Source organism: Corynebacterium durum (assembly GCF_030408675.1).
Taxonomy (GTDB): Bacteria; Actinomycetota; Actinomycetes; order Mycobacteriales; family Mycobacteriaceae; genus Corynebacterium; species Corynebacterium durum.
This window is the reverse complement of the sequence record NZ_CP047200.1, coordinates 982,852-1,002,821: the sequence shown is the minus strand read 5'-3', so window position 1 is coordinate 1,002,821 and position 19,970 is coordinate 982,852. Positions and strand designations below refer to the sequence as shown.

20 protein-coding genes are annotated in these 19,970 nt (G+C 57.5%); 7 read left to right on the top strand and 13 right to left on the bottom strand.

Features of this window, described 5'->3' with window-relative positions; translation table 11 throughout:
• Nucleotides 1-9: 9 nt before the first annotated feature.
• From CDUR_RS04790 to dapE, 3 genes are read right to left on the bottom strand one after another with little or no spacing between them, the layout of a single operon-like run.
• Nucleotides 10-312, bottom strand: a complete 303-nt coding sequence (locus tag CDUR_RS04790; protein WP_006061849.1) for a DivIVA domain-containing protein — start codon at nucleotides 310-312, stop codon at nucleotides 10-12.
• Nucleotides 313-1,074 (bottom strand): LOG family protein, encoded by a 762-nt coding sequence (locus CDUR_RS04785; protein WP_179417342.1) that lies wholly within the window; start codon nucleotides 1,072-1,074, stop codon nucleotides 313-315.
• A 19-nt stretch (nucleotides 1,075-1,093) separates the two neighbouring features.
• On the bottom strand, nucleotides 1,094-2,221 hold the full coding sequence (dapE, locus tag CDUR_RS04780) for a succinyl-diaminopimelate desuccinylase (protein WP_273114759.1): 1,128 nt from the start codon (nucleotides 2,219-2,221) through the stop codon (nucleotides 1,094-1,096).
• 82 nt (nucleotides 2,222-2,303) lie between these two features.
• Between dapE and CDUR_RS04775 the strand changes: the two genes are divergently transcribed.
• The 3 genes from CDUR_RS04775 (at nucleotide 2,304) to dapD (ending at nucleotide 5,856) form a co-directional block, all read left to right on the top strand.
• Entirely contained in the window at nucleotides 2,304-3,395 is a 1,092-nt protein-coding gene (locus CDUR_RS04775; RefSeq protein WP_233452906.1) for a 2,3,4,5-tetrahydropyridine-2,6-dicarboxylate N-succinyltransferase, read from the top strand.
• A 104-nt stretch (nucleotides 3,396-3,499) separates the two neighbouring features.
• The gene (locus CDUR_RS04770; protein ID WP_179417339.1) at nucleotides 3,500-4,876 is read left to right on the top strand and encodes an amino acid permease; all 1,377 of its coding nucleotides are present in this window, start codon (nucleotides 3,500-3,502) and stop codon (nucleotides 4,874-4,876) included.
• A gap of 5 nt (nucleotides 4,877-4,881) precedes the next feature.
• The gene (gene dapD, locus CDUR_RS04765) at nucleotides 4,882-5,856 is read left to right on the top strand and encodes a 2,3,4,5-tetrahydropyridine-2,6-dicarboxylate N-succinyltransferase (RefSeq protein WP_179417338.1); all 975 of its coding nucleotides are present in this window, start codon (nucleotides 4,882-4,884) and stop codon (nucleotides 5,854-5,856) included.
• Between the two features lie 10 nt (nucleotides 5,857-5,866).
• On the opposite strand, the gene CDUR_RS04760 is transcribed toward dapD, so the two are convergent.
• The 7 genes from CDUR_RS04760 to typA form a co-directional block, all read right to left on the bottom strand.
• Nucleotides 5,867-6,403: a GtrA family protein gene (locus tag CDUR_RS04760; RefSeq protein ID WP_006061843.1), complete on the bottom strand. Its 537-nt coding sequence runs from the start codon at nucleotides 6,401-6,403 to the stop codon at nucleotides 5,867-5,869.
• Nucleotides 6,404-6,528: 125 nt separating this feature from the next.
• Complete coding sequence (dapC, locus tag CDUR_RS04755) at nucleotides 6,529-7,659, bottom strand: succinyldiaminopimelate transaminase (RefSeq protein ID WP_179417337.1); 1,131 nt, start codon at nucleotides 7,657-7,659, stop codon at nucleotides 6,529-6,531.
• Nucleotides 7,659-7,982, bottom strand: a complete 324-nt coding sequence (gene fdxA, locus CDUR_RS04750) for a ferredoxin (protein WP_006061841.1) — start codon at nucleotides 7,980-7,982, stop codon at nucleotides 7,659-7,661. Before fdxA ends, dapC begins: the two co-directional genes overlap by 1 nt.
• A 56-nt stretch (nucleotides 7,983-8,038) precedes the next feature.
• Nucleotides 8,039-8,464: a hypothetical protein gene (locus CDUR_RS04745; RefSeq protein ID WP_179417336.1), complete on the bottom strand. Its 426-nt coding sequence runs from the start codon at nucleotides 8,462-8,464 to the stop codon at nucleotides 8,039-8,041.
• A complete protein-coding gene (gene mshB, locus CDUR_RS04740) occupies nucleotides 8,458-9,366 on the bottom strand; it encodes an N-acetyl-1-D-myo-inositol-2-amino-2-deoxy-alpha-D-glucopyranoside deacetylase (protein WP_179419023.1) in 909 nt (302 codons plus the stop codon). The genes CDUR_RS04745 and mshB overlap by 7 nt, the downstream gene beginning before the upstream one ends.
• A gap of 6 nt (nucleotides 9,367-9,372) precedes the next feature.
• A complete protein-coding gene (locus CDUR_RS04735) occupies nucleotides 9,373-11,073 on the bottom strand; it encodes an ABC transporter family substrate-binding protein (RefSeq protein WP_290208069.1) in 1,701 nt (566 codons plus the stop codon).
• Between the two features lie 41 nt (nucleotides 11,074-11,114).
• On the bottom strand, nucleotides 11,115-13,025 hold the full coding sequence (typA, locus tag CDUR_RS04730; RefSeq protein WP_040358662.1) for a translational GTPase TypA: 1,911 nt from the start codon (nucleotides 13,023-13,025) through the stop codon (nucleotides 11,115-11,117).
• 488 nt (nucleotides 13,026-13,513) lie between these two features.
• On the opposite strand from typA, the gene CDUR_RS04725 reads away from it, so the two are divergent.
• Genes CDUR_RS04725 through CDUR_RS04710 form a run of 4 tightly spaced genes read left to right on the top strand, consistent with a single transcriptional unit; the run spans nucleotide 13,514 to nucleotide 16,292 of the window.
• A complete protein-coding gene (locus tag CDUR_RS04725; protein ID WP_179417335.1) occupies nucleotides 13,514-14,419 on the top strand; it encodes an Rv1157c family protein in 906 nt (301 codons plus the stop codon).
• Between the two features lie 12 nt (nucleotides 14,420-14,431).
• A complete protein-coding gene (locus CDUR_RS04720; protein ID WP_179417334.1) occupies nucleotides 14,432-15,007 on the top strand; it encodes a ribonuclease FAU-1 family protein in 576 nt (191 codons plus the stop codon).
• A gap of 22 nt (nucleotides 15,008-15,029) precedes the next feature.
• Nucleotides 15,030-15,425 (top strand): arsenate reductase (glutaredoxin), encoded by a 396-nt coding sequence (gene arsC / locus CDUR_RS04715; RefSeq protein WP_179417333.1) that lies wholly within the window; start codon nucleotides 15,030-15,032, stop codon nucleotides 15,423-15,425.
• A gap of 9 nt (nucleotides 15,426-15,434) precedes the next feature.
• Nucleotides 15,435-16,292 (top strand): S1 family peptidase, encoded by an 858-nt coding sequence (locus tag CDUR_RS04710; protein ID WP_006061832.1) that lies wholly within the window; start codon nucleotides 15,435-15,437, stop codon nucleotides 16,290-16,292.
• 87 nt (nucleotides 16,293-16,379) lie between these two features.
• Here the strand turns inward: CDUR_RS04710 and CDUR_RS04705 are convergent, their stop codons facing one another.
• Genes CDUR_RS04705 through CDUR_RS04695 form a run of 3 tightly spaced genes read right to left on the bottom strand, consistent with a single transcriptional unit; the run spans nucleotide 16,380 to nucleotide 19,943 of the window.
• The gene (locus tag CDUR_RS04705; RefSeq protein ID WP_179417332.1) at nucleotides 16,380-18,059 is read right to left on the bottom strand and encodes a dipeptide ABC transporter ATP-binding protein; all 1,680 of its coding nucleotides are present in this window, start codon (nucleotides 18,057-18,059) and stop codon (nucleotides 16,380-16,382) included.
• A gap of 11 nt (nucleotides 18,060-18,070) precedes the next feature.
• Nucleotides 18,071-19,024, bottom strand: a complete 954-nt coding sequence (locus CDUR_RS04700) for an ABC transporter permease (protein WP_179417331.1) — start codon at nucleotides 19,022-19,024, stop codon at nucleotides 18,071-18,073.
• On the bottom strand, nucleotides 19,017-19,943 hold the full coding sequence (locus CDUR_RS04695; RefSeq protein WP_179417330.1) for an ABC transporter permease: 927 nt from the start codon (nucleotides 19,941-19,943) through the stop codon (nucleotides 19,017-19,019). The genes CDUR_RS04700 and CDUR_RS04695 overlap by 8 nt, the downstream gene beginning before the upstream one ends.
• Between the last annotated feature and the right edge of the window lie 27 nt (nucleotides 19,944-19,970).

The window sequence follows — 19,970 nt, the reverse complement described above, 5'->3', positions numbered from 1 at the left end:
CCATCCAGCCTAGCCCTTTTCTTTCGTTCCTGTAAGGTTTTCCAGGGCAATAATTCGTTGTCGCATGTTCTCAATAACGGCATCAACTTGATCCTGGCGATACCCACGAAGCACAACATCAAAAGAAATGTTGTCGAAACGATTGTCGCTCACCGCCGCAGCGTTAGCATCAATGCGTGCGGCGGACTCCATTCCAGCATCGGCTTCCGCCGGAATGAGATTATCGCCACCGAAAAAGTGTCCGAACATGACGCTGAACAGCACAATTAGCGCGCTCAGGACAAGGACGTAGAAGATCCAGGTAAACATCATCTACCCCATGTTGGCGTGTGCAGCCACAATGTGTGCAACAGCTTCGTCAACGCTGTCGGTCACCATAAAAAGGTCCACATCCGATGCTGCCACCATCGATTCCGCAACGAGTTTTTCTTTGATCCAATCAACAAGACCCGACCAGAATTGTGTACCAATCAACACAATAGGATAGTTGGTTATTTTTCCGGTTTGCACCATACAAAGGGCTTCAAATAGTTCATCTAATGTCCCGAAACCACCGGGTAGACACACAAATGCCTGCGAGTATTTCAAAAACATTGTTTTCCGCACGAAGAAATATCGGAAGTTCATGCCCAAGTCCACCCAATCATTCAGGTGCTGTTCATGTGGAAGTTCAATCCCCAACCCAACCGACAAGCCGTCAGCATCGTAGGCACCACGGTTCGGGGCCTCCATCAACCCTGGACCACCGCCGGTGATCACTGCATAGCCCGCTTCTACTAGTTGTCGGCCCAGTTCCAACCCCATTTCATAGTAACGATGGTCAGGCTTTATGCGCGCGGAACCAAACACAGTTACTGCCGAGGGCATCTCCGCCAAAGCACCAAATCCGTCGACAAATTCACTTTGGATACGTAACACCCGCCACGGATCTGTATGCAGCCATTCGAGGTTATTACTGTGGTCAAGCAGCCGTTGATCCGAGGTCGTTCCCGCCTCGTCGTTTTTGTTTCTCACAAGCACAGGGCCGCGCATCAGACGTTGCTTCAATTCGGAGGGGGTTTTGCTGGGAGGCATCGCTGCAGTCCTTTATTAGTTAGCTAGTCAAGTATTTCTTTACAGTCTCAGAGACGGACCTAATCATCTCTACAGGGCACTGTTCGTCCCGCTTATGGGCATACGCCGGGTCGCCGGGGCCGAAATTGACCGCTGGTATGCCCAATTCGGAGAACCTGGCCACATCAGTCCAGCCGTATTTTGCGCGGAAATTCCCACCAGTGGCAGCCACCAGTTCCGATGCAGCTGGCTGGGACAAACCGGGAAGCGCTCCCGGCACGGCGTCGTCAACCGTGTACGTGACACCCTGCGGGAGTGCAAGAACATCCAGCATGTACGTGAGAGCATCGTCAACGCTGCGGTCGGGTGCAAAGCGGAAGTTCACGAACATCCATGCCTCGTCGGGAATAGTGTTGGTGGCTACCCCGGCTTCGCAGTGCACAATGTTGAGTCCCTCGCGGTACTCACACCCATCAATGTCCACGGTTCGGGGCTGATAGTCAGCGATCCGCGTGATCACCGGAGCGAGCAGATGCATCGCGTTGACACCCATCCAAGAACGCGCGCTGTGAGCCCGCACCCCGGCGGCGGTGACGCGCAAGCGAATGCTTCCCTGGCACCCGGCCTCAATGACGGCACCAGACGGCTCGCCGAGGATAGCGACGTCGCCGCGCAACCAGTCGGGGTGTTCCGCGTGGATATGGCCTAGGCCGTTGAACTCACTGGCCACTTCCTCACCCTCATAGCAAATGAGTGTCATATCGCGTGTGAGGTCCGGTGAGGCCGCAAGCTCGGCGAAGGCATGAAGGAACACGGCGTCGCCACCCTTCATGTCCACCGTCCCGCACCCAAACAGAGTGTCCTTACCGTGCGTATCGACGCCCCGGTGCCCCGGCACGTTATCAGCGATCGGCACGGTGTCAATATGACCCGCGAGGATGACGCGACTCGGCAGATTCCGGCGGGTTCGCGCCAAAACATTGTTGCGGAATCGTAAAACCTCAACCGCAGCTGGACCCCCTGCTCTTGCACTGGCAGCTTGGTCAGTGAGCGCCTGTTCAATCACATCAGCAATGGCACGCTCATGATGGGAAGGGCTCGGAATATCCACAAGAGCTGCAGTTAAGGAAACAGGGTCTCCGGTTAGGTCCAGATGAGTGTCGTTCACCACCTCTACACTACTGGGGAGACCTTTTTATGTGCACACCCGAACTTATTTTTTAGCACCTTGCGGAACTAACATGGGAGACATGAACACCACGGGAGTCAGCGCAATTGGTATCGCCAACATCGCGATGGATGGGACTGTCCTTGATACTTGGTATCCACATCCAGAACTATCCACAGACGATGCGCACCAGTGGCGGGACATCGGGGAACCAGGCACAGTTCGGCTAGGAGCACACGACTTATCTCCTCGCATGCTGTCCTTGGTGCGGCTTGATGAGGACCGCATGGTTGAGCAGGTTGCCGTACGCACCACCATTGCCGATTTATCCCAGCCCCCCATTGACGCGCATGATGTTTATCTACGGCTTCACTTGCTTTCGCACAGGCTGGTACGCCCGCACGAGCTGAACATGGAGGGGGTGTATCAGAAGCTCACCACCGTGGTGTGGACCAACAAAGGGCCATGCCTGCCAGATAATTTTGAGTTTGTGCGCACTTCGCTGCGGTCTCGGGGTCTGATACACGTGTATAGCATCGACCACCTGCCGCGCATGGTGGATTATGTGGTTCCCACGGGTGTTCGCATCGCGGAGGCTGAGCGTGTGCGCTTGGGAGCCTATCTTGCTTCGGGGACAGAGGTGCTGCGGGAAGGTTTTGTCTCCTTCAACGCGGGCACGCTGGGGCCCGCGACCGTGGAAGGATGCTTGTACTCGGGCGTCACGGTCGGGGAAGGCGCCGTTTTGCAGCACGACTCATCCGTAGTGTCCAATGCACTGTCCAACGGCGACCGCCCAGCACTACACGTGGGTGCGTCCACCGTTTTGGGGGTAAATTCAACGCTCATGGAATTGTCCCTCGGAGACAACTGCCTTCTCGGACCGAATCTACTCATCGAACCCGACACAACACTGTATTTTGCTGACGACGACCGCCTCGCCCCCGCCAGCACCATCGCTGGTGAAGATGGTTGGTCCATCGTCCATGAGCCAGGAAACGTGGAACCGGTAGCGCGCAAAGTTGCCGATACCACCAGCACAGGTAGCAGCGGACAAAGCAACCAGGGCAGCCGCAGTAGCCGCCGCGCGAAGGCTGAGCCTACAACCACAGAAGCCAAGGAACCCCGTACAAAGAAAACACGCGCAAGAAAGACCACAAAACGCACCAGGCGCTAGCCTGCATACTGATTGCTGGCGTGTATGTATACCGGCCCAGAACGCTCTTACAGTTTCTGGGCCTTTTTGCTGTGTTCTTGTGGCATGGGCTATAGACTGCTTGCATGAGTTCCGTGAATTCATCCGAAAAGTCAGGCGACAATCAGTTAGGTTCCGGCCTGAAAACCCGGCATCTCACCATGATGGGATTGGGGTCGGCCATTGGCGCGGGCCTGTTCCTGGGCACTGGTGTTGGCATTAAAGCAGCAGGCCCGGCTGTATTGCTGGCCTACATAATCGCTGGGGCGATTGTTGTATGCGTGATGCGAATGCTGGGTGAAATGGCTGCAGCACGTCCGGCATCGGGGTCATTCTCCACCTATGGTGAGATGGCGTTCGGTCGATGGGCTGGTTTTTCCACTGGATGGTTGTATTGGTTTTTGCTGGTCATGGTGATGGGGGCGGAAATGACCGGCGCTGCGGAACTGATGGGTCATTGGTTTGGGATACCGGCATGGATCCCGGCATTGGTGTGCGTGGTACTTTTCGCAGTGATCAATCTGGCTCAGGTTGGCGGCTTCGGAGAGTTTGAATTCTGGTTCGCTTTTGTCAAAGTCGCCGTGATTATATTTTTCCTGGTTGTGGGCGTATTACTTATTTTTGGACTGCTTCCTGGGCATTCAGCCGTAGGGCTTGATAATTTCATCGGCAAGTCTGGCTTCATGCCCAATGGCATTCCTGGTGTTGCCGCTGGTTTGCTAGCAGTGGCATTCGCCTTTGGCGGAATCGAGATTATCACTATTGCTGCCGCGGAATCTGAAAATCCAACATCATCCATTGCCGTTGCTGTACGCTCGGTAATTTGGCGGATTTCGCTGTTCTATTTGGGATCAGTGCTTGTGATTTGCTTCCTGCTTCCCTACGACCAGATCAATGGTGCCGAGTCTGCTGCAGAATCACCATTCACCATTATCTTGCGCATGGCGGATGTGCCCGCAATTGTGGGGTTCATGGAAGCGGTGATTGTGCTGGCGTTGCTCTCTGCATTTAACGCGCAGATTTACGCGACTTCCCGACTGTGCCGCTCATTGTCGCAACGAGGGGATGCTCCACGACTGTTTGCCACCACGAACTCCCAGGGCGTGCCGATCAACGCCGTGCTGTTGTCCATGTTCTTTGCGTTTGTCTCTGTGGGGTTGCAGTACTGGAACCCGCCGGGATTGCTGAACTTCCTCCTCAACGCGGTGGGCGGCTGCTTGGTGGTGGTGTGGTTGATGATCTGTTTCAGTTACCTGAAACTGCACCCTGAACTGGAGCAAGAAGGAAACGTGTCGGTTCGCATGTGGGGCTACCCGTGGTTGCCGTGGCTGACCATCATCAGCATTCTGGCGCTTATTGCGCTCATGCTGTCCGACGCGGGTTCCCGCAGCCAGGTGACCTCCGTTGCGATTGTCTTCGCCTTCCTCGTTGCCCTTTCCTTCATTCCACGTAAGGTAGCTTAGAATCCATGACTGCTGTACTTGCCACTGGCCTGGCCACTTATGACGCGAACGGAACCGTCCTAGATTGCTGGTTCCCCTCCTTCAGATTTGTTGATAATGCCACCGCCGGCACCACCCACCTCACGCTCTATGACACTCCTGGCGAACTTATCGCCCTCATCGGCGAAGACGAGGACCGCGGCACCACCCGAAAGTCAATCCGCACCGAGATTTCCTCACTTGACGACGCCCCGATTGACGCCCACGATGCTTACCTGCGGCTTCACCTCCTCTCCCACCGTGCGGTTCAGCCACATGGGTTGAACCTGGATGGGGTATTCGGGCTGCTCGCCAACGTGGTATGGACGAACTTCGGCCCCTGCCCTGTGCAGAACTTCGAGCACACGAGGGCACGGCTGTCCAGGCGCGGACCAGTGACTGTCTATTCGATCGACAAATTCCCACGCATGGTGGACTATGTAGTGCCGTCAGGTGTCCGCATTGGTGATGCGGACCGCGTGCGTCTGGGCGCCCACCTTGCCGAAGGCACAACCGTGATGCATGAGGGTTTTGTGAACTTCAACGCTGGCACCCTGGGCCATTCCATGGTGGAGGGCCGTATTTCCGGCGGCGTCGTGGTGGGCGAAGGTTCCGATATTGGCGGTGGTGCGTCCATCATGGGCACCCTATCGGGCGGTGGAAAGCAGGTTATCTCTATTGGGGAACGCTGCCTTCTTGGTGCGAACGCTGGTCTGGGCATCTCCCTAGGAAACGACTGTGTTGTTGAGGCAGGGCTGTACGTCACCGCAGGGACCAAAGTGACAGCCGTCGGTTCTGTTGCCGCAGCACTTGGAGTGGATGACGGTGCTGCAGTGAAAGCGCTAGATCTGTCTGGTGCCTCCAATGTGTTGTTCCGCAGGAACTCTCTCACCGGGACGGTGGAAGCGGTGCCGTGGAAGTCTGAGGCCGTGGAATTGAACGCGGACTTGCACGCAAACTAAAGGGCATCCATTAGGAGGGGTCTTCCGTGGCCACGACCTTATGGCCACGGAACGTCCATAGCTTGTTGATAATAAAATTCACAGGCATGGCGACGATGATGGACAACGCGCTAGCCCAGTAAAACTTAGTGCGGAACCCTGTCGAATCATCAAAAATACCGGAGGGAAGCGCCAACGGCGAAGTGGGGTTCATCAGCAAAACGAGCATAATCTGGGTCACGCATAGTGCACCGATTCCGGCGAGGAGAAATGAGAAAAACTCCTTGAACCAGCTGCCACCACCGTGGGCTTTGAACGTCCACATACGGTTGATCTGAAAGTTCCAGAGGTTGGCCACCAGGAATGCAATGATGGCGAAAATATTGAACCACCGGATGTTGAACTGGGAACCAAACAGGTTCATGGCCACGTCATGCTCGCTGATCTGAGCAGTCCACCAGCTAATTTTCTTGGCCAGGACAGTGATCACGAGGTTCACGATGGTGCCTGAGCCACCGACAATCCCAAATTTGAGGAATTGTCTGATGCTATTGCGGTATTTTTCCACGCGTCACTCCCAGGCTTTCCACTACCGATGGTCCATCATGAACAATTAATAGAAAACTTAATCTTACCCTCACGCGTCTCGTATCAGGTCATCTGCATGACATCTCACACTGATACGCACACGTGCTAGCTGCGGGAATGATCGAATGTGGCCAGCCGGGTCACGGCGGCGTCAATACGCTCGTCAGTTCCTGTCAGTGCCATGCGTATGTGCGAACTTCCACGTGGACCATAAAAATCACCAGGTGCGACAAGAATACCGAGCCGCGCCAGACGGTCCACGGTGTCGCGGGCAGGTTCGCCGAGGGTTGCCCACAGGTACAGCCCGGCTTCGGAGTTGTCGATGGTAAATCCAGCGCTTTCAAGTGCCGCTTTGAGTTTGGCGCGTCGTGCGGCATAGCGGGTGCGTTGGATGGCTTCCTGTGTGTCGTCGTTAAGCGCGGCGATCATCGCTGCTTGGATGGGTCGGGGCACCATGAGTCCGTTGTGCCTGCGGACTTCAAGAAGTTCGGCGATGAGTGCGGCATCACCTGCGATGAAACCGGCGCGGTAAGACGCCAGGTTGGAGGATTTGGAAAGAGAGTGGATGGCCAGCAGACCGGTGATGTTTCCGTCGTTTACGTCGGGGTTGAGGATGGAGAGGGGTTCCCCTTCCCAGCCCAGGCCGATGTAGCATTCGTCGGAGGCGACGATGGTGCCGCGTTGGTGCGCCCAGTCAACAACTTTACGCAGGTGCCCGAGCCCCAGGATTTTTCCCGTGGGGTTGGAGGGGGTGTTGATGAACATGAAGGTCGGCGACGCGGGTCCGAGTTGCATCAGAGAGTCGGCACGCTGCGGGCGCGCACCTGACACCAATGCCGCAACTTCGTACGTAGGGTAGGCAACTTCGGGGATGACCACAGTGTGCCCTGGCCCCACGCCGAGGTGGGTAGGCATGAGTGCGATGGCTTCTTTGGTGCCAATAACGGGAAGCACATTGCTCTCGTCCAGCCCGGTCACCGCGTATCGACGCTCCAGCCATTCCACGATGGCACGTCGAAGCTCAGGGGTTCCCACAGTTTGGGGATAGCCCGGCTCCGCCGCCGCGTCGGCGAGCGCCTGTTGGATACTCGGGGCCACCTCGTCGACAGGGGTGCCAACCGAAAGGTTGACGATGCCGTCGGGGTGTTGTTCGGCGGTGGCTTTGGCCTCAGCGAGAGTATCCCAGGGAAAGTCTGGAAGGTGGGCGCCAAGCGGCGTGCGTGCCGGGGGTGTCATTAGTCCTCCACTTGTGGGGGCAGCTCTGCAACGAGCGGCGGGTCGAAATCTTGGGGGCCGGTTTTTGCGGCACCACCAGGTGAGCCGAGGTCGTCAAAGAAGGCAGCGTTGGCGTCAAGGTAATCAACCCATTCGTCCGGCACGTCGTCTTCATAGAAGATGGCTTCGGTTGGGCACACCGGCTCGCAGGCTCCACAGTCCACACACTCATCAGGGTGAATGTAGAGGGAGCGTTTGCCTTCGTAGATGCAGTCCACGGGGCATTCTTCAACGCAGGCTCGGTCCATAACGTCAACGCAGGGCTGTGCGATTACGTAAGTCATTTCAGTTTTTAGTCTCCAGGAAGAGAGTCTCAAGTAGGTGAATGAATATTATTCTGTCATTTTTTCAGGGTAAGGGGCCAACTGCCACCAGCCAACCCGGCGACAAGGAGCAAAAGTCCACGCACGTCCGCCCCGACTAGGATATCCCCTTTTACACCGTCATTCACGGCAAACGCGAGGAACCCTGCGAGCCAGACCATGATGGGGATGGCTGCCACAATTTTATTCTTTGTCCACAATAGCGCTGTCTTGGACAGCACCTGGTTGAACAAGAACGCGATGAGGATGGAAAGGGGGAACACAACCGCCCCGCCGCCAGGCAGCGACAACCACGCAGTGAGGTAGATGACTTCCAGCACCAGAGACACAATGGCCCCGAGCGACAACCAGAACAGCCCAAAAGCTGCTTCTAACTTGGAAAAACCGGTGTACACGTAGGGTGTAGTGCTGGTTGTGTCCTCACTGGTTGTTTCGCTCACCATGACAATCCTGCCATGATGCTGGTATCGGACGCGCCACAGGGTAGCCCGTATCCCAGTTGGTAGTGTTCTCTGGCTGGTAGCGGCTGGGCGATCAAGTTACTCAAGGCGAACACAGTGGGGGCAGCCGTCGTGTCAGTGACAGTTGCTCGGGCTGCATGCGGGTTGGTGTGAGAGACCTCCCCATCGGCGATCCACAACTGGGTAGCGTGAGCTTTCATCGCGCGAAGCTTAGCTGAATAGGCGACCTCATTAAGGGGCAATACAAAGTCGGAGTGCTCTACAGCTGCGATATCCCCCTCCCCTGGCCACCGCCATCCTTCGGGAATGGTCGCGATGGCGGCAAGCCCGTGATCCACATCCTCACGGCTCGTAACGGCCCACACAATCCGCTGAGGTTGTTCTTCCTCTGGGAGGCGAGGGATCGCCGCGTGGGTGATCTCGTGGGCACGGATATGGTCAGGGTGCCCATATCCGCCATCGGGACCGTAGGTGACCACCACGTGCGGGCGAAGACGCTTCAGAACGTGCACAAGCTGCTCCACGGCGGTATCACCCGAGTTGATGAAGGCACGGGGATGGTTGTTGGCGGGGTCTCCCACCATGCCGGAATCCCGCCATCGGCCAACACCGCCGAGAAACTCGCCACGAACACCCAGGTAGCGTAAGGATTCGCGTAGTTCCGCAATGCGTAATCCCCCAAGTTGATCCGCAGCGTCCGCCACAAGCCCCTGGTAGGTTTCTCCGATGACTTCGCCTTGTTCGCCAAGCGTGCAGGTCACCACGGTTACGTCGGCACCGCGCTCGGCGGCATCAGCGAGTAGGCCGCCGGTCCAGATTGCTTCATCGTCGGGGTGGGCATGGACCGCGACAATGCGCGCCCCCACCAGATCACGTGATGGCATCATGCTTTACTCATCCTCAGCTTTAATCGATCCGGTGGACTTCCATGTAGGTGCGGTGACAAACGCACCGGCCTGACCACCAGTTGGCCACTGCGCAAGATCCTCCGACGGTCCAATAATGTTTTTGCCTAATACGTCAAGGCGACGGTCCGCCATGAGGGGAATCCGAAGGCGTTCGCGATGCTCAATGTCCTCGAAAAAGGGCGTGTAGTCGCTTTCTGCGGCAGTCCCTGCCATGGCTTCCGTAACTTTGCGTTGCACATCGGGCAGGCACAGACCGGAGAGGTTTCCAGAAAACATCAAAGTGCCCGCGTTGTTGGCATCGCCTGTGCTATTGGGGGCTTGAATGGTGCCTGATGCTGTCACGGTGGTGGGAACTACGGGGCAGGCGTAGCGGCTGGCCATGACTTGCGGCGTAGACCCCACTCTGTTCCAGCTGATCACAGCATCTGCATCACCTCGCGGGAGTTGCGTCCCAGCGATCTCTTTCATATCGCCCATTACGGTCTCCACATCAATTCCTTCAGCGCGCAGCAGGTCAGCTATGGTAATCGCTGCGGCTGAGGCGGTCTGGTCGGTGGCGTCCACCGCCAACCGTAGCGGGCCTTTGGCTTTCACTGCCTGCACCACGGTGTCTCGGGCGGCGGCTCGTTCCTCCTCGCTGGGTTGCTCCAGGGGATCCGCTGTAGCCAGGTTAGTTGAGCGACCGGCGGCGAGGCGCGCAACCCGGGGGACGTCGATAAGCAGCGTCAGTGCGTGCCGGAGTTCCGGGTCGGAGAGGATGCGGGAGTTGACGGACATGGTGAGTTCCAGCCGGGAATCGCGGTCGCGGGTACGGACCTGCGTGTAAGGCAGCAAATCCAGCGACTCCAGTGAGGTCTCCGTGGGCGTCAAGTCTGCAAAGCTGATCTGCCCACTGCGAAGCATTTCCGCCCCGTGCGTGGGGGTCCGCACCTCGCGGAATTGCAGGGTCTCTGTCGCGGCTGGATGCGCGCCCCAGAAACGGTCGTTACGGGCCAGCGTGACCACTCCCCGGGGGCGGTCAATCGAGCGAACCATGTAGCGTCCAGCTGATGCCGGAATGGAGGTAGCAAGCGCCTGCTCGAAGGTAGTTCCGGTGTTAAACATGTGACTGGGCAGCAAATTATTAAACAGCACCTGCCACTGCGCCACGCGTTCCGACAAATCCACCTCGACTGTTTTCCCCCCGTTGCTCACCCGGATCTGTTTGATCGCGCGGTACGGTGCCGGGTCAATCGCACCGGGAGTGCTCACCATGCCCGCCCACAAATACCGGAAATCGGCACCGGTGATGGGCGTTCCATCACTCCACTGCGCCTCCTGACGAATCTGGTAACGCAGCGTCTGCACCGCCCCACTTTCCGACGCCTCGACCTCCTCGGCGCTGATCAGCACATCTGTATTCATTTCCCCCTGAACAAAAGCGCTGGGCAACACCAGCGCCGCAAGTGCCTGAACAAAAGCATGATCGTCGGCGCTGAGGTGAGGGTTCAGCCCGCGGGTAAGCGGATCGATGCCAATGCCGATCACATCCGCCTTGTTCTTGGCACTATCTGCCGGTGGCGCGGACGTGGTGCTGGTCTGCTCCTGTGGGTCCTCCACGGGCGGTGGCCCCGGATTCGCCGAACATGCGGCAACACAACAACACGCCACGACGAGGGGCGCAAAAAACGGCAGATTTTTCACGCCTATATTTTTACCAGGTATGGCTGCGCTACTTCTGCGGTTTACTTGTTGCGCTGCTTTTCCCGAGACCGAGCGCGTGCACGGTCAGTGGCGTTCAAAATGACCTTACGAACACGAATCGTTTCTGGGGTAACTTCCACGCATTCGTCCTGGCCACAGAACTCCATGGCCTCGTCAAGAGACAGGTTGCGGGCCTTTGCCAGCGTTACCGTCGCTTCCGAGGTAGCGGAGCGCATGTTCGTAAGCTTTTTCTCGCGGGTGATATTGATGTCCATATCCTCCTCGCGGTTATTGGAACCCACAACCATGCCCTCGTAGGCTTCCGTGCCGGGTTCCACAAAGAAGGAACCACGGTCGGCTAGCTGTTGGAGCGCGTAGGCAGTGATCTGGCCAGAACGATCCGCTACGAGGGACCCCTGAGCGCGGTCTTTAATCTCGCCAGCCCACGGTTCGTAGCCATCGGAATAGTGGTTGGCAATGCCTGTACCACGCGTTTCCGTGAGGAAGGTAGTGCGGAATCCGATCAATCCACGGGCAGGGACCTTAAACTCCATGCGCACCCAGTCCGTCCCGGTATTATCCATGGACACCATCTGGCCTTTACGTGCGGCCATCAGCTGTGTGACCGCACCCTGATGTTCGGCAGGAACATCAATCACCATGTGCTCATACGGCTCGTGCAGGACACCGTCAATGGTCTTGGGCACCACCTGAGGCTTACCCACGGTGAGTTCAAAACCCTCGCGGCGCATGGTCTCCACCAGCACTGAGAGCGCCATCTCACCACGACCCTGCACCTCCCATGCGTCTGGGCGTTCGGTGGGAAGCACGCGGATGGAAACGTTACCGATCAGCTCCTGATCGAGGCGGGCCTTGACCATACGTGCGGTGAGTTTATCCCCGCCGCCACGGCCTGCCAGCGGGGAGGTGTTCACGCCGATGGTCATGGAAATGGCGGGTTCATCAACGGTGATGCGCGGCAGTGCCACCGGATTCTCGACGTCCGCGAGAGTATCACCGATCATGATTTCCTCAATGCCAGACACCGCCGCAATGTCCCCAGCAATGACCTCGGTGGCGGGCACGCGATTCACACCCTCAGTGCGCAGCAGTTCCGAGATTTTGGCGGTTTTGGTGTGCTGATTGCCGTCCGAGTCGTAGTGAATCCAAGCAACTTGCTGGCCTTTGCGTAGAATGCCCGCGTGCACACGGACCAGGCCAATGCGGCCCAGGAACGAGGAGGAGTCCAGATTGGTCACGTGGGCTTGCAGGGCACCGTCAATGTCGGCAGACGGTTCAGGCAGGACGTCGTATAGCACGTCAAACAGTTCCTGAAGGTTGTCCGCATCAGGGACATTGCCGTTCCCAGGGTTGGTTGTGGAGGCTTTGCCTTCCCTTCCGGATGCATACAAGACAGGAAGATCAAGAAGGGTCTCGGCGGCTTCTTGAGCCTCTGGGTCTTCCAGCGTAGAAGCAAGCTCCAGCAGAAGATCATGCGCTTCTTCCACCACCTCGTCGATGCGGGCATCGGGGCGGTCGGTTTTATTCACCACGATGATCACAGGCATCTTGGCCGCCAGTGCTTTACCGAGTACGAAACGAGTCTGAGGCAGGGGGCCTTCCGAGGCGTCGATAAGCAACACCACACCGTCCACCATGGACAGTGCACGTTCCACTTCCCCACCGAAGTCTGCGTGGCCGGGGGTATCAATGACGTTGATGATCAGGTCCTGACCGTCCTTGCCAACCCCCTTGCGGCGGATAGCAGTGTTTTTTGCCAGAATGGTGATGCCTTTTTCTTTCTCGAGGTCACCAGAGTCCATGACGCGGTCGACGAGTTCAGCGTGGGCATCAAAGGCACCGGATTGGCGCAGCATGGCGTCGACAAGGGTGGTTTTTCCGTGGTCAACGTGCGCGACGATGGCAACGTTTCGGAACTCTGTATTGGTCACTGGGGCGGTCACTGCTGGCTTTCTCCTGCCGTTCAAGTTTGTCGATCGGTGCATAAGAGTACTCCGGCAGCAGCATGAACGCACCTTGAGGGCTTGTGTGAGATGGGCATGGGCATAATGTGGGCCTGGTTTTGCACCCACAGAGGATCGTAAGGGATGGTGCAGCAAGGAAAGATATAGCACGTGCGCTTCTGCTTTTGCTGTGTAACGTTCTCATTACTTTCAACGAAAACTTAGGTGTAACGTTGTGTTCTGTTTGTTAGCTGAACATTAGCTTCGACTTTTAAGGTAGTCCTTTATCTATGCGTTTGATGAGTCCTCGCACCCGCCAGGCATACACCCGTCGGACACGGCCCCCACTTCACACCCCCAGCTCCACCCTGTTCAATCAGGAAGACTTCACAGGAGGGGCCAATGTGACTATTGTGAAAGAAGTTAATATTGTGACTAAATTGCGAGCGACCATATAGTAAAGGACACAGGTTACAGTGCGTTTTTCCACAAAGTTCCTCTCAGCAGTGGTTTTGTCCACACCGGGCTGGTGGACCACCGCGGCAACCCGGCGCGCCATCGCCACCGTCATGACGGCTGGCGTATTGTTCACAGCCGGAACTGTTCCCATGGCCCCCAGCGCAGTGGTTCCCGTTGCTGCGGCATCGGACAAGGACAAGGCTGACAAAGATAAGTCGGATAAGGATAAAGCCGACAAGAACAAGGCACGTCCTATCGCCTCCCCTGCCCCGAAAGGCCCAATCAACAACCCTGTTGACGCAGCCAACGCCATTGTGAAGGACATGTCACCCCTTGATGAACTTGGCCGGCCCAAGCCAGAAATCCTCAACAGCATGCGCGCCTTGGCCGATCAGCCGGGCATGGACAAGAAAATTGCCGACCTGATCCGCTCCGCCGTCAGCTACTACGAAGGTGAAGGCGAACCTGGAGTGAACATGCCCGCCCTGTCCGACGCCCCGGCTATCACGCAGTTCGGCTGGCCAGCTTTTGCCGGAGAGTGCATTGGTGGGTCACAAAACGCCACCGGCACCGCCTTTGCGGTATCCGGCCCGGCAAAGCTTCCCGTGCCCGGGGTGCCGGAAAACCACACTGCCTTTGTGTTCACCGCGCTGGGCACTGGCGCTTTGGCGGAGCAACAACGTGGTGAGATGACGGTGCAGTGGGTCAACATGAACACCCTGAAGCATGGAGTGGCACCGCTGAAATACAACGGAATCAATCCTTCAGGCCCCGCAACCGTCTCTGGTACCGCTGAAACCGGCCGCGGAACAATCGTGGCGTGGCTCAGCGGCACTATCAACACCAAAGAAAAGAACGCCGAAGGTGCTGAGACCGTGGCCAACTGCACTTTCACCCCCACCGCCGGAATTATTACAAATTAAGGTAGCCCTACCATGGTTGATCTGCACCCCGTGAAAAGCGAGACGTTTTTGGTGCCTGAGCGGATCAATATCGATCCCAAAGGCTTCAAACGCGCCGTTGATACTTATACGGAAACTGACTTTGGCCTCTACATGGCGCGGGGCGCAGATCACCCCGATTTTGGCTACCTGGAAAGCTGGCTGCTACCTGAACTCAACCTGCGGGTGAGCATTTTCCACTTCCGCGACAAGGACAAGTCCGACAGCTCAACGTCCGGCACCACACGTTCAGACTACTACGTGGACATTGTGGATATTGCCGTAGACACCGCCAATGACACCAGTACATGGCACACCCGTGATCTCTACGTAGACCTCAGCTGCGTTATGGGCGAACCCGTGGATGTGCTAGATATTGACGAGCTTGCGGCATCCACCTCTGCGGGCATCATCACCGCCGATGAGGCAGAACGTGCCATCGAGGCAACATTGACTGCCGTGGATGGCATTACGCGGCACGGCGACAATATCCTGGAATGGCTGGCCGCCCAAGGTTATCCGCTCACATGGGCAGATAATGTGACCCTCACCTCACCTATGAGCACCTAGAACTACGTTAAACTTAAACGTCATGACCACAGCAGACAATCCTGGGATTCTCGGAGAACCAACCACTGGTGTCACCGAAGCCACCGTGTACCACAATCCGCAGTGCTCAAAATCCCGCGCTGCACTCGCCTACCTCGAACAACGCGGCATCACGCCTACGATCATTCACTACTTGACGGACACTCCCACGGTCGAGGAACTGACCGCTGTTCTCGCCACCGCTGGGTTGAAGGCACACGATATTATCCGTACCGGCGAGACCGCCTACGCACACCTGGGATTAAGCACCGAAACCCCCGATGCCGACCTCATCACAGCTATGGTTACCCACCCTGAACTGATCGAACGTCCTTTAGTTGTCACCCCAAAAGGGGCCATTCTCGCACGACCAACTGACCTTATCGCCACAATTCTTTAGGATTAAGTAATGCCGAATCACGCTATACGACGCACCAGCCTCGCACTCGCCACAGCAACCCTCACCGCAGCTGCCATGCTCGGCACCATCAGCCCGGCTTCTGCGATCAGCGGCGGCCGCAACGCTGATGGCGACGTGGCAGCCACTGCGTCTGCCCGCGTCATCCTTGGCAATACTGATTGCAGTGCCACCCGCATCTCCCCTGAGTGGCTGATCACCGCTAAGCACTGTGTCGGCCAGGGCAACCGTTCTCTAGTCTCCCTAGGTGGAAACCGCCAGGGCGAACAGCGCCACGCTGCGGAGGTGGTCATGCACCCCACGGCCGATCTTGCAGTGATCAAACTGGACCAGCCGAGTAACGGGCCCGTCGCAAAGCTTTCTGGCCAGCATCTGACCCCCGGGACTCATGCACGCGCCGTGGGCTGGGGCGGAGGCACCCAGAACTACTTCCCGATGGTGCAGCAAGGCGACCTTGAGGTGCAGCGGCGTGTGTTCAACATTGATCCCGACAACCGCGAGGCCGACCTGCTTGAGGTGTGGGTGACCGGTGGACACCTGACGCCCGGCGATTCCGGCGGTCCTCTGCTTATTGGCGATACCATCGCGGGCGTAGCCAGCATGTCCAACGAGAATGCGCTGCCCCACGTCAACGGCAGCATTGGCTGGTACGTCCCCGTTGCTGAGCATACCGAGTGGATTACCCGCCAGACTGGAGTGGCCGCGACGGCAGCCGCTGGTCAACCTACGCCCCGTGCCGACATTCTGCAGGCACCTGCCGTGCAACCGCGTTCCCTCGCGCCTGCTGTAGGAAGCTCCGCCGTTGATTCCTGGCTGAGCACCCTGCCATTCAGGATTACGCACTCATAGCAGTAGCGCCCCTAGCGGAAGCATAAGGCACTAACCCCCTCTGCATCAGCTGACAAACCAGCCCATGCAGAGGGGGTTTCAGTATTTCTACTGGCCAACCCCCAGTTCAATCCCCAAACCGGGCACTGAATCAATGAGGTCGCGCGTGTAGGATTCCGTCGGATTGGCAAAAATCTCATCGACCGTGCCGGACTCGACGAGTTTACCTTGACGCATAACCGCCACGTCATCAGCGGTCTGGCGGACCACCGCCAAGTCATGGGTGATGAACAAGTAGCTGAGGTCCAGCTCTTCCTGCAGCCCGGCCAACAACTGCAGAATCTGGTTCTGCACCAACACGTCCAGCGCGGACACGGCCTCATCCAGCACAATCACCTCTGGGTTCAACGCCAGTGCTCGGGCCACCGCGATGCGCTGGCGCTGACCGCCCGACAGCTCGTTTGGGTAGCGACGCATGGTTGAACGTGGCATGGCCACCATGTCTAGGAGTTCGGCCACGCGGGCCTCGCGTTCCTTCCGGTTTCCGGTCTTGTGCACCACCAAAGGTTCTTCAATACACCGGTAGATGGAATACATGGGATCCAAGGAACCGTAGGGGTTTTGGAACACCACCTGCAGCTTCCTGCGCATCTCAAACAATTCGTGGGATCCCAGCGTGGAAAGGTCCGTTCCCTTATAGAACACCTTTCCGCTGGTTGGATCCAGCAGATTCAACACCATATTGGCCACGGTGGATTTGCCCGACCCGGACTCCCCCACCAGCGCCAGGGTGCTGCCTTTGCGGAGGCTAAAGGACACATCATCCACCGCCAGCAGTTTCTTCTTCGCGCCTTTTTCGCCGCGAATATCAAACTCCTTGGTCAGGTTTTCCACCCGAATGACTTCCTCATCCGAGGCCTCTGCCTTCCCAGCCAGCAACTCGGAGGATTCGATGCCCTGTTCCTGCGCAGATTGGATACGCGCGGACGCCAGCGAGGGAGCTGCCTTGACTAGGCGCTGCGTGTAGGGGTGCTGCGGGTCGCGCAGAATGTCCAGACTCGGGCCAGATTCCACGACGCGGCCACGGTGCATAACAACAAGGTGCGAGGCGCGTTCGGCTGCCAGGCCCAGATCGTGGGTAATAAACAGCACCGCCGTGCCTAGTTCATGCGTCAGCCCTTCCAGATGATCCAGAATACGACGCTGCACCGTCACATCAAGGGCGGAGGTGGGTTCGTCGGCGATGAGTAGCTTCGGGCGTGCGGCCAGTCCGATGCCAATGAGCGCACGCTGGCGCATACCACCGGAAAACTCGTGAGGGTACTGCTTGGCGCGGCGCTCGGCGTCGTCAAGCCCTGCCTCTTGCAGCAGCTCCACCACGCGTTTGTTGGCTTCGGATCCTTCCACCACGTTGTTCGCGCGCAGGGATTCTTTCACCTGGGTGCCGATGCTCCATACCGGGTTGAGGTTACTCATCGGGTCTTGCGGCACCAGGCCGATGTCGGAGCCGCGGTAGTGCTGCATCTCCTTGTCGCTCAGCCCCGTAATGTCCTCACCATTGAACAAAATCGTGCCGCCAGTGACTTTGCCCGTACCGGGAAGCAACCCGATCACCGCCATCGCCGTGGTGGACTTGCCTGAACCGGACTCCCCCACAATGGCCACGGACTGGCCCGGGTAGATGGTGAGGTTGACGCCGCGAACAGCATCCACCACACCCGTGGAGGAGGTGAAGGAGATTTTCAGATCCTTCAGTTCAAGCAATGGTTGGTCGTTGTTGTCAGTCATCGCTTTCTCACTCATCGTTTCCGGGACTTCGGGTCAAGGGCGTCACGCACAACATCACCCATCATGATGAAGCTGAGCACCGTCAGCGCTAGCGCCATGGCCGGGTAGAACAGCACCATGGGCTGCGTACGGAGCGATGCCTGTGCGTTGGAAATATCCCCACCCCACGACACAATTGTCGGCGGCAGGCCGATACCCAGGAAGGACAGCGTTGCTTCCGCCACGATGAAGGTGCCCAAAGCCACTGTTGCGTACACGATGATCGGCGCGGCAGCGTTCGGCAGGATGTGTTGCAGCAAAATCCTGCTTTTCGACGCCCCGAGAGCCTTCGCCGCAATCACATACTCATCGTTTTTCACGCTCATCACGGCACCGCGGGTGATGCGGGCAATGGAGGTCCAGCCGAAGATGCCCAGCACAAGCACCACAGTCACGATGGTGCGTTGTTCTTTGAACATCTGCATCACGACGATGGCGGCCAGCACAAGCGGAATGGCAAAGAAAATGTCAGTAATGCGGGACAGCACCGAATCAAGGAAACCGCCAATGTAGCCTGCGAGGGAACCGATCAGCGTACCAATAATCACCACCAACAAGGTGGTGAGCACGCCAACGGCCACGGAGGCGCGAGCACCATAGACGGTGCGCGAGTAAATGTCACAGCCTTGACGGTTAAATCCAAAGGGGTGGCCGGGGCGAGGGCCTCTCAGCGACTCTTGTAGCACGCACGCATCAGGTTTCACTGAGGTAAACCACTGAGGTACAAGTGCGAGGAGCAGCGCAATGAGGATCAGGGTGGCGGCGATCCAGAACAGGGGGCGGCGACGCAGGTAACGCCATGCCTCACTCCACACTGAGGTGGGGGCCGACTCGTCAGCCACGGCATCAACAGCGCCTAGCCCGGTTTCGTCGGTGTCCGCAATGAAGCGCTCTTGACCACGGCGCGGTGTAACTGAGTTAGACATAGCGAATCCTTGGGTCGAGAAGGGCGTAGAGCAAATCCACGAGGAGATTGGCGAAAATATAGACAATGATGAGCACCATGGTGAAAGACACAACAGTGGTGGGCTCACCTTTCAGGATCGCTTGGTACATGGTTCCACCAACACCGTTGATACCGAAGATGCCTTCCGTGACAATGGCACCAGCCATGAGTGCGCCAAGGTCTGCGCCAATGTAGGTGACCACGGGGATCAGGGAATTACGCAACACATGCCGCCCCATCACAGCGCCGTTGCTCAAGCCTTTCGCCCGCGCGGTGCGAACATAATCGGCGGTGAGATTTTCACTGACGGATTGTCTTGTCAACCGAAGAATATAGGCAAACGACAACGCACCCAGCACAATCGCGGGCATGAGTAAGGCTTGGAAGCTATCATTCGCACCCACTGTTACGGGCAGAAGTTTCCACTTCACACCCACCACAAACTGCAGCACAAAGCCGATCACGAACGAGGGAACGGCAATGACAAACAGCGACATGACCAGAACAGTGGAGTCAAAGATACCGCCGCGGCGGATACCAGCAATGACGCCGAAGGCCACACCGAAGATGGTCTCAAAAACCAGTGCCATCACAGCGAGTTTGATGGTCACAGGGAACGCGTGCGCCATCACTTCAGTGACGGGCCGTCCAGAGAAGGTTGTACCAAAGTCAAGGGAGAACACACCTTTGAGGTACAGCAAGTACTGAACGATAAATGGCTTATCCAGATTGTATTCAGCTCGGACGCGAGCTTCCGCTGCTGCTGAAAGGCCACGGTCACCGCCGAGTGCCTGGACTGGATCACCAGGCATAAGAAAGACGAGGGCGTAAATCAGTAGGGTCGCTCCGAAAAAGACCGGAATCATCTGGAGCAAACGGCGCCCAACATAACGCAACATGGTTGGTTTCCTTCACGAGTTTTGGTG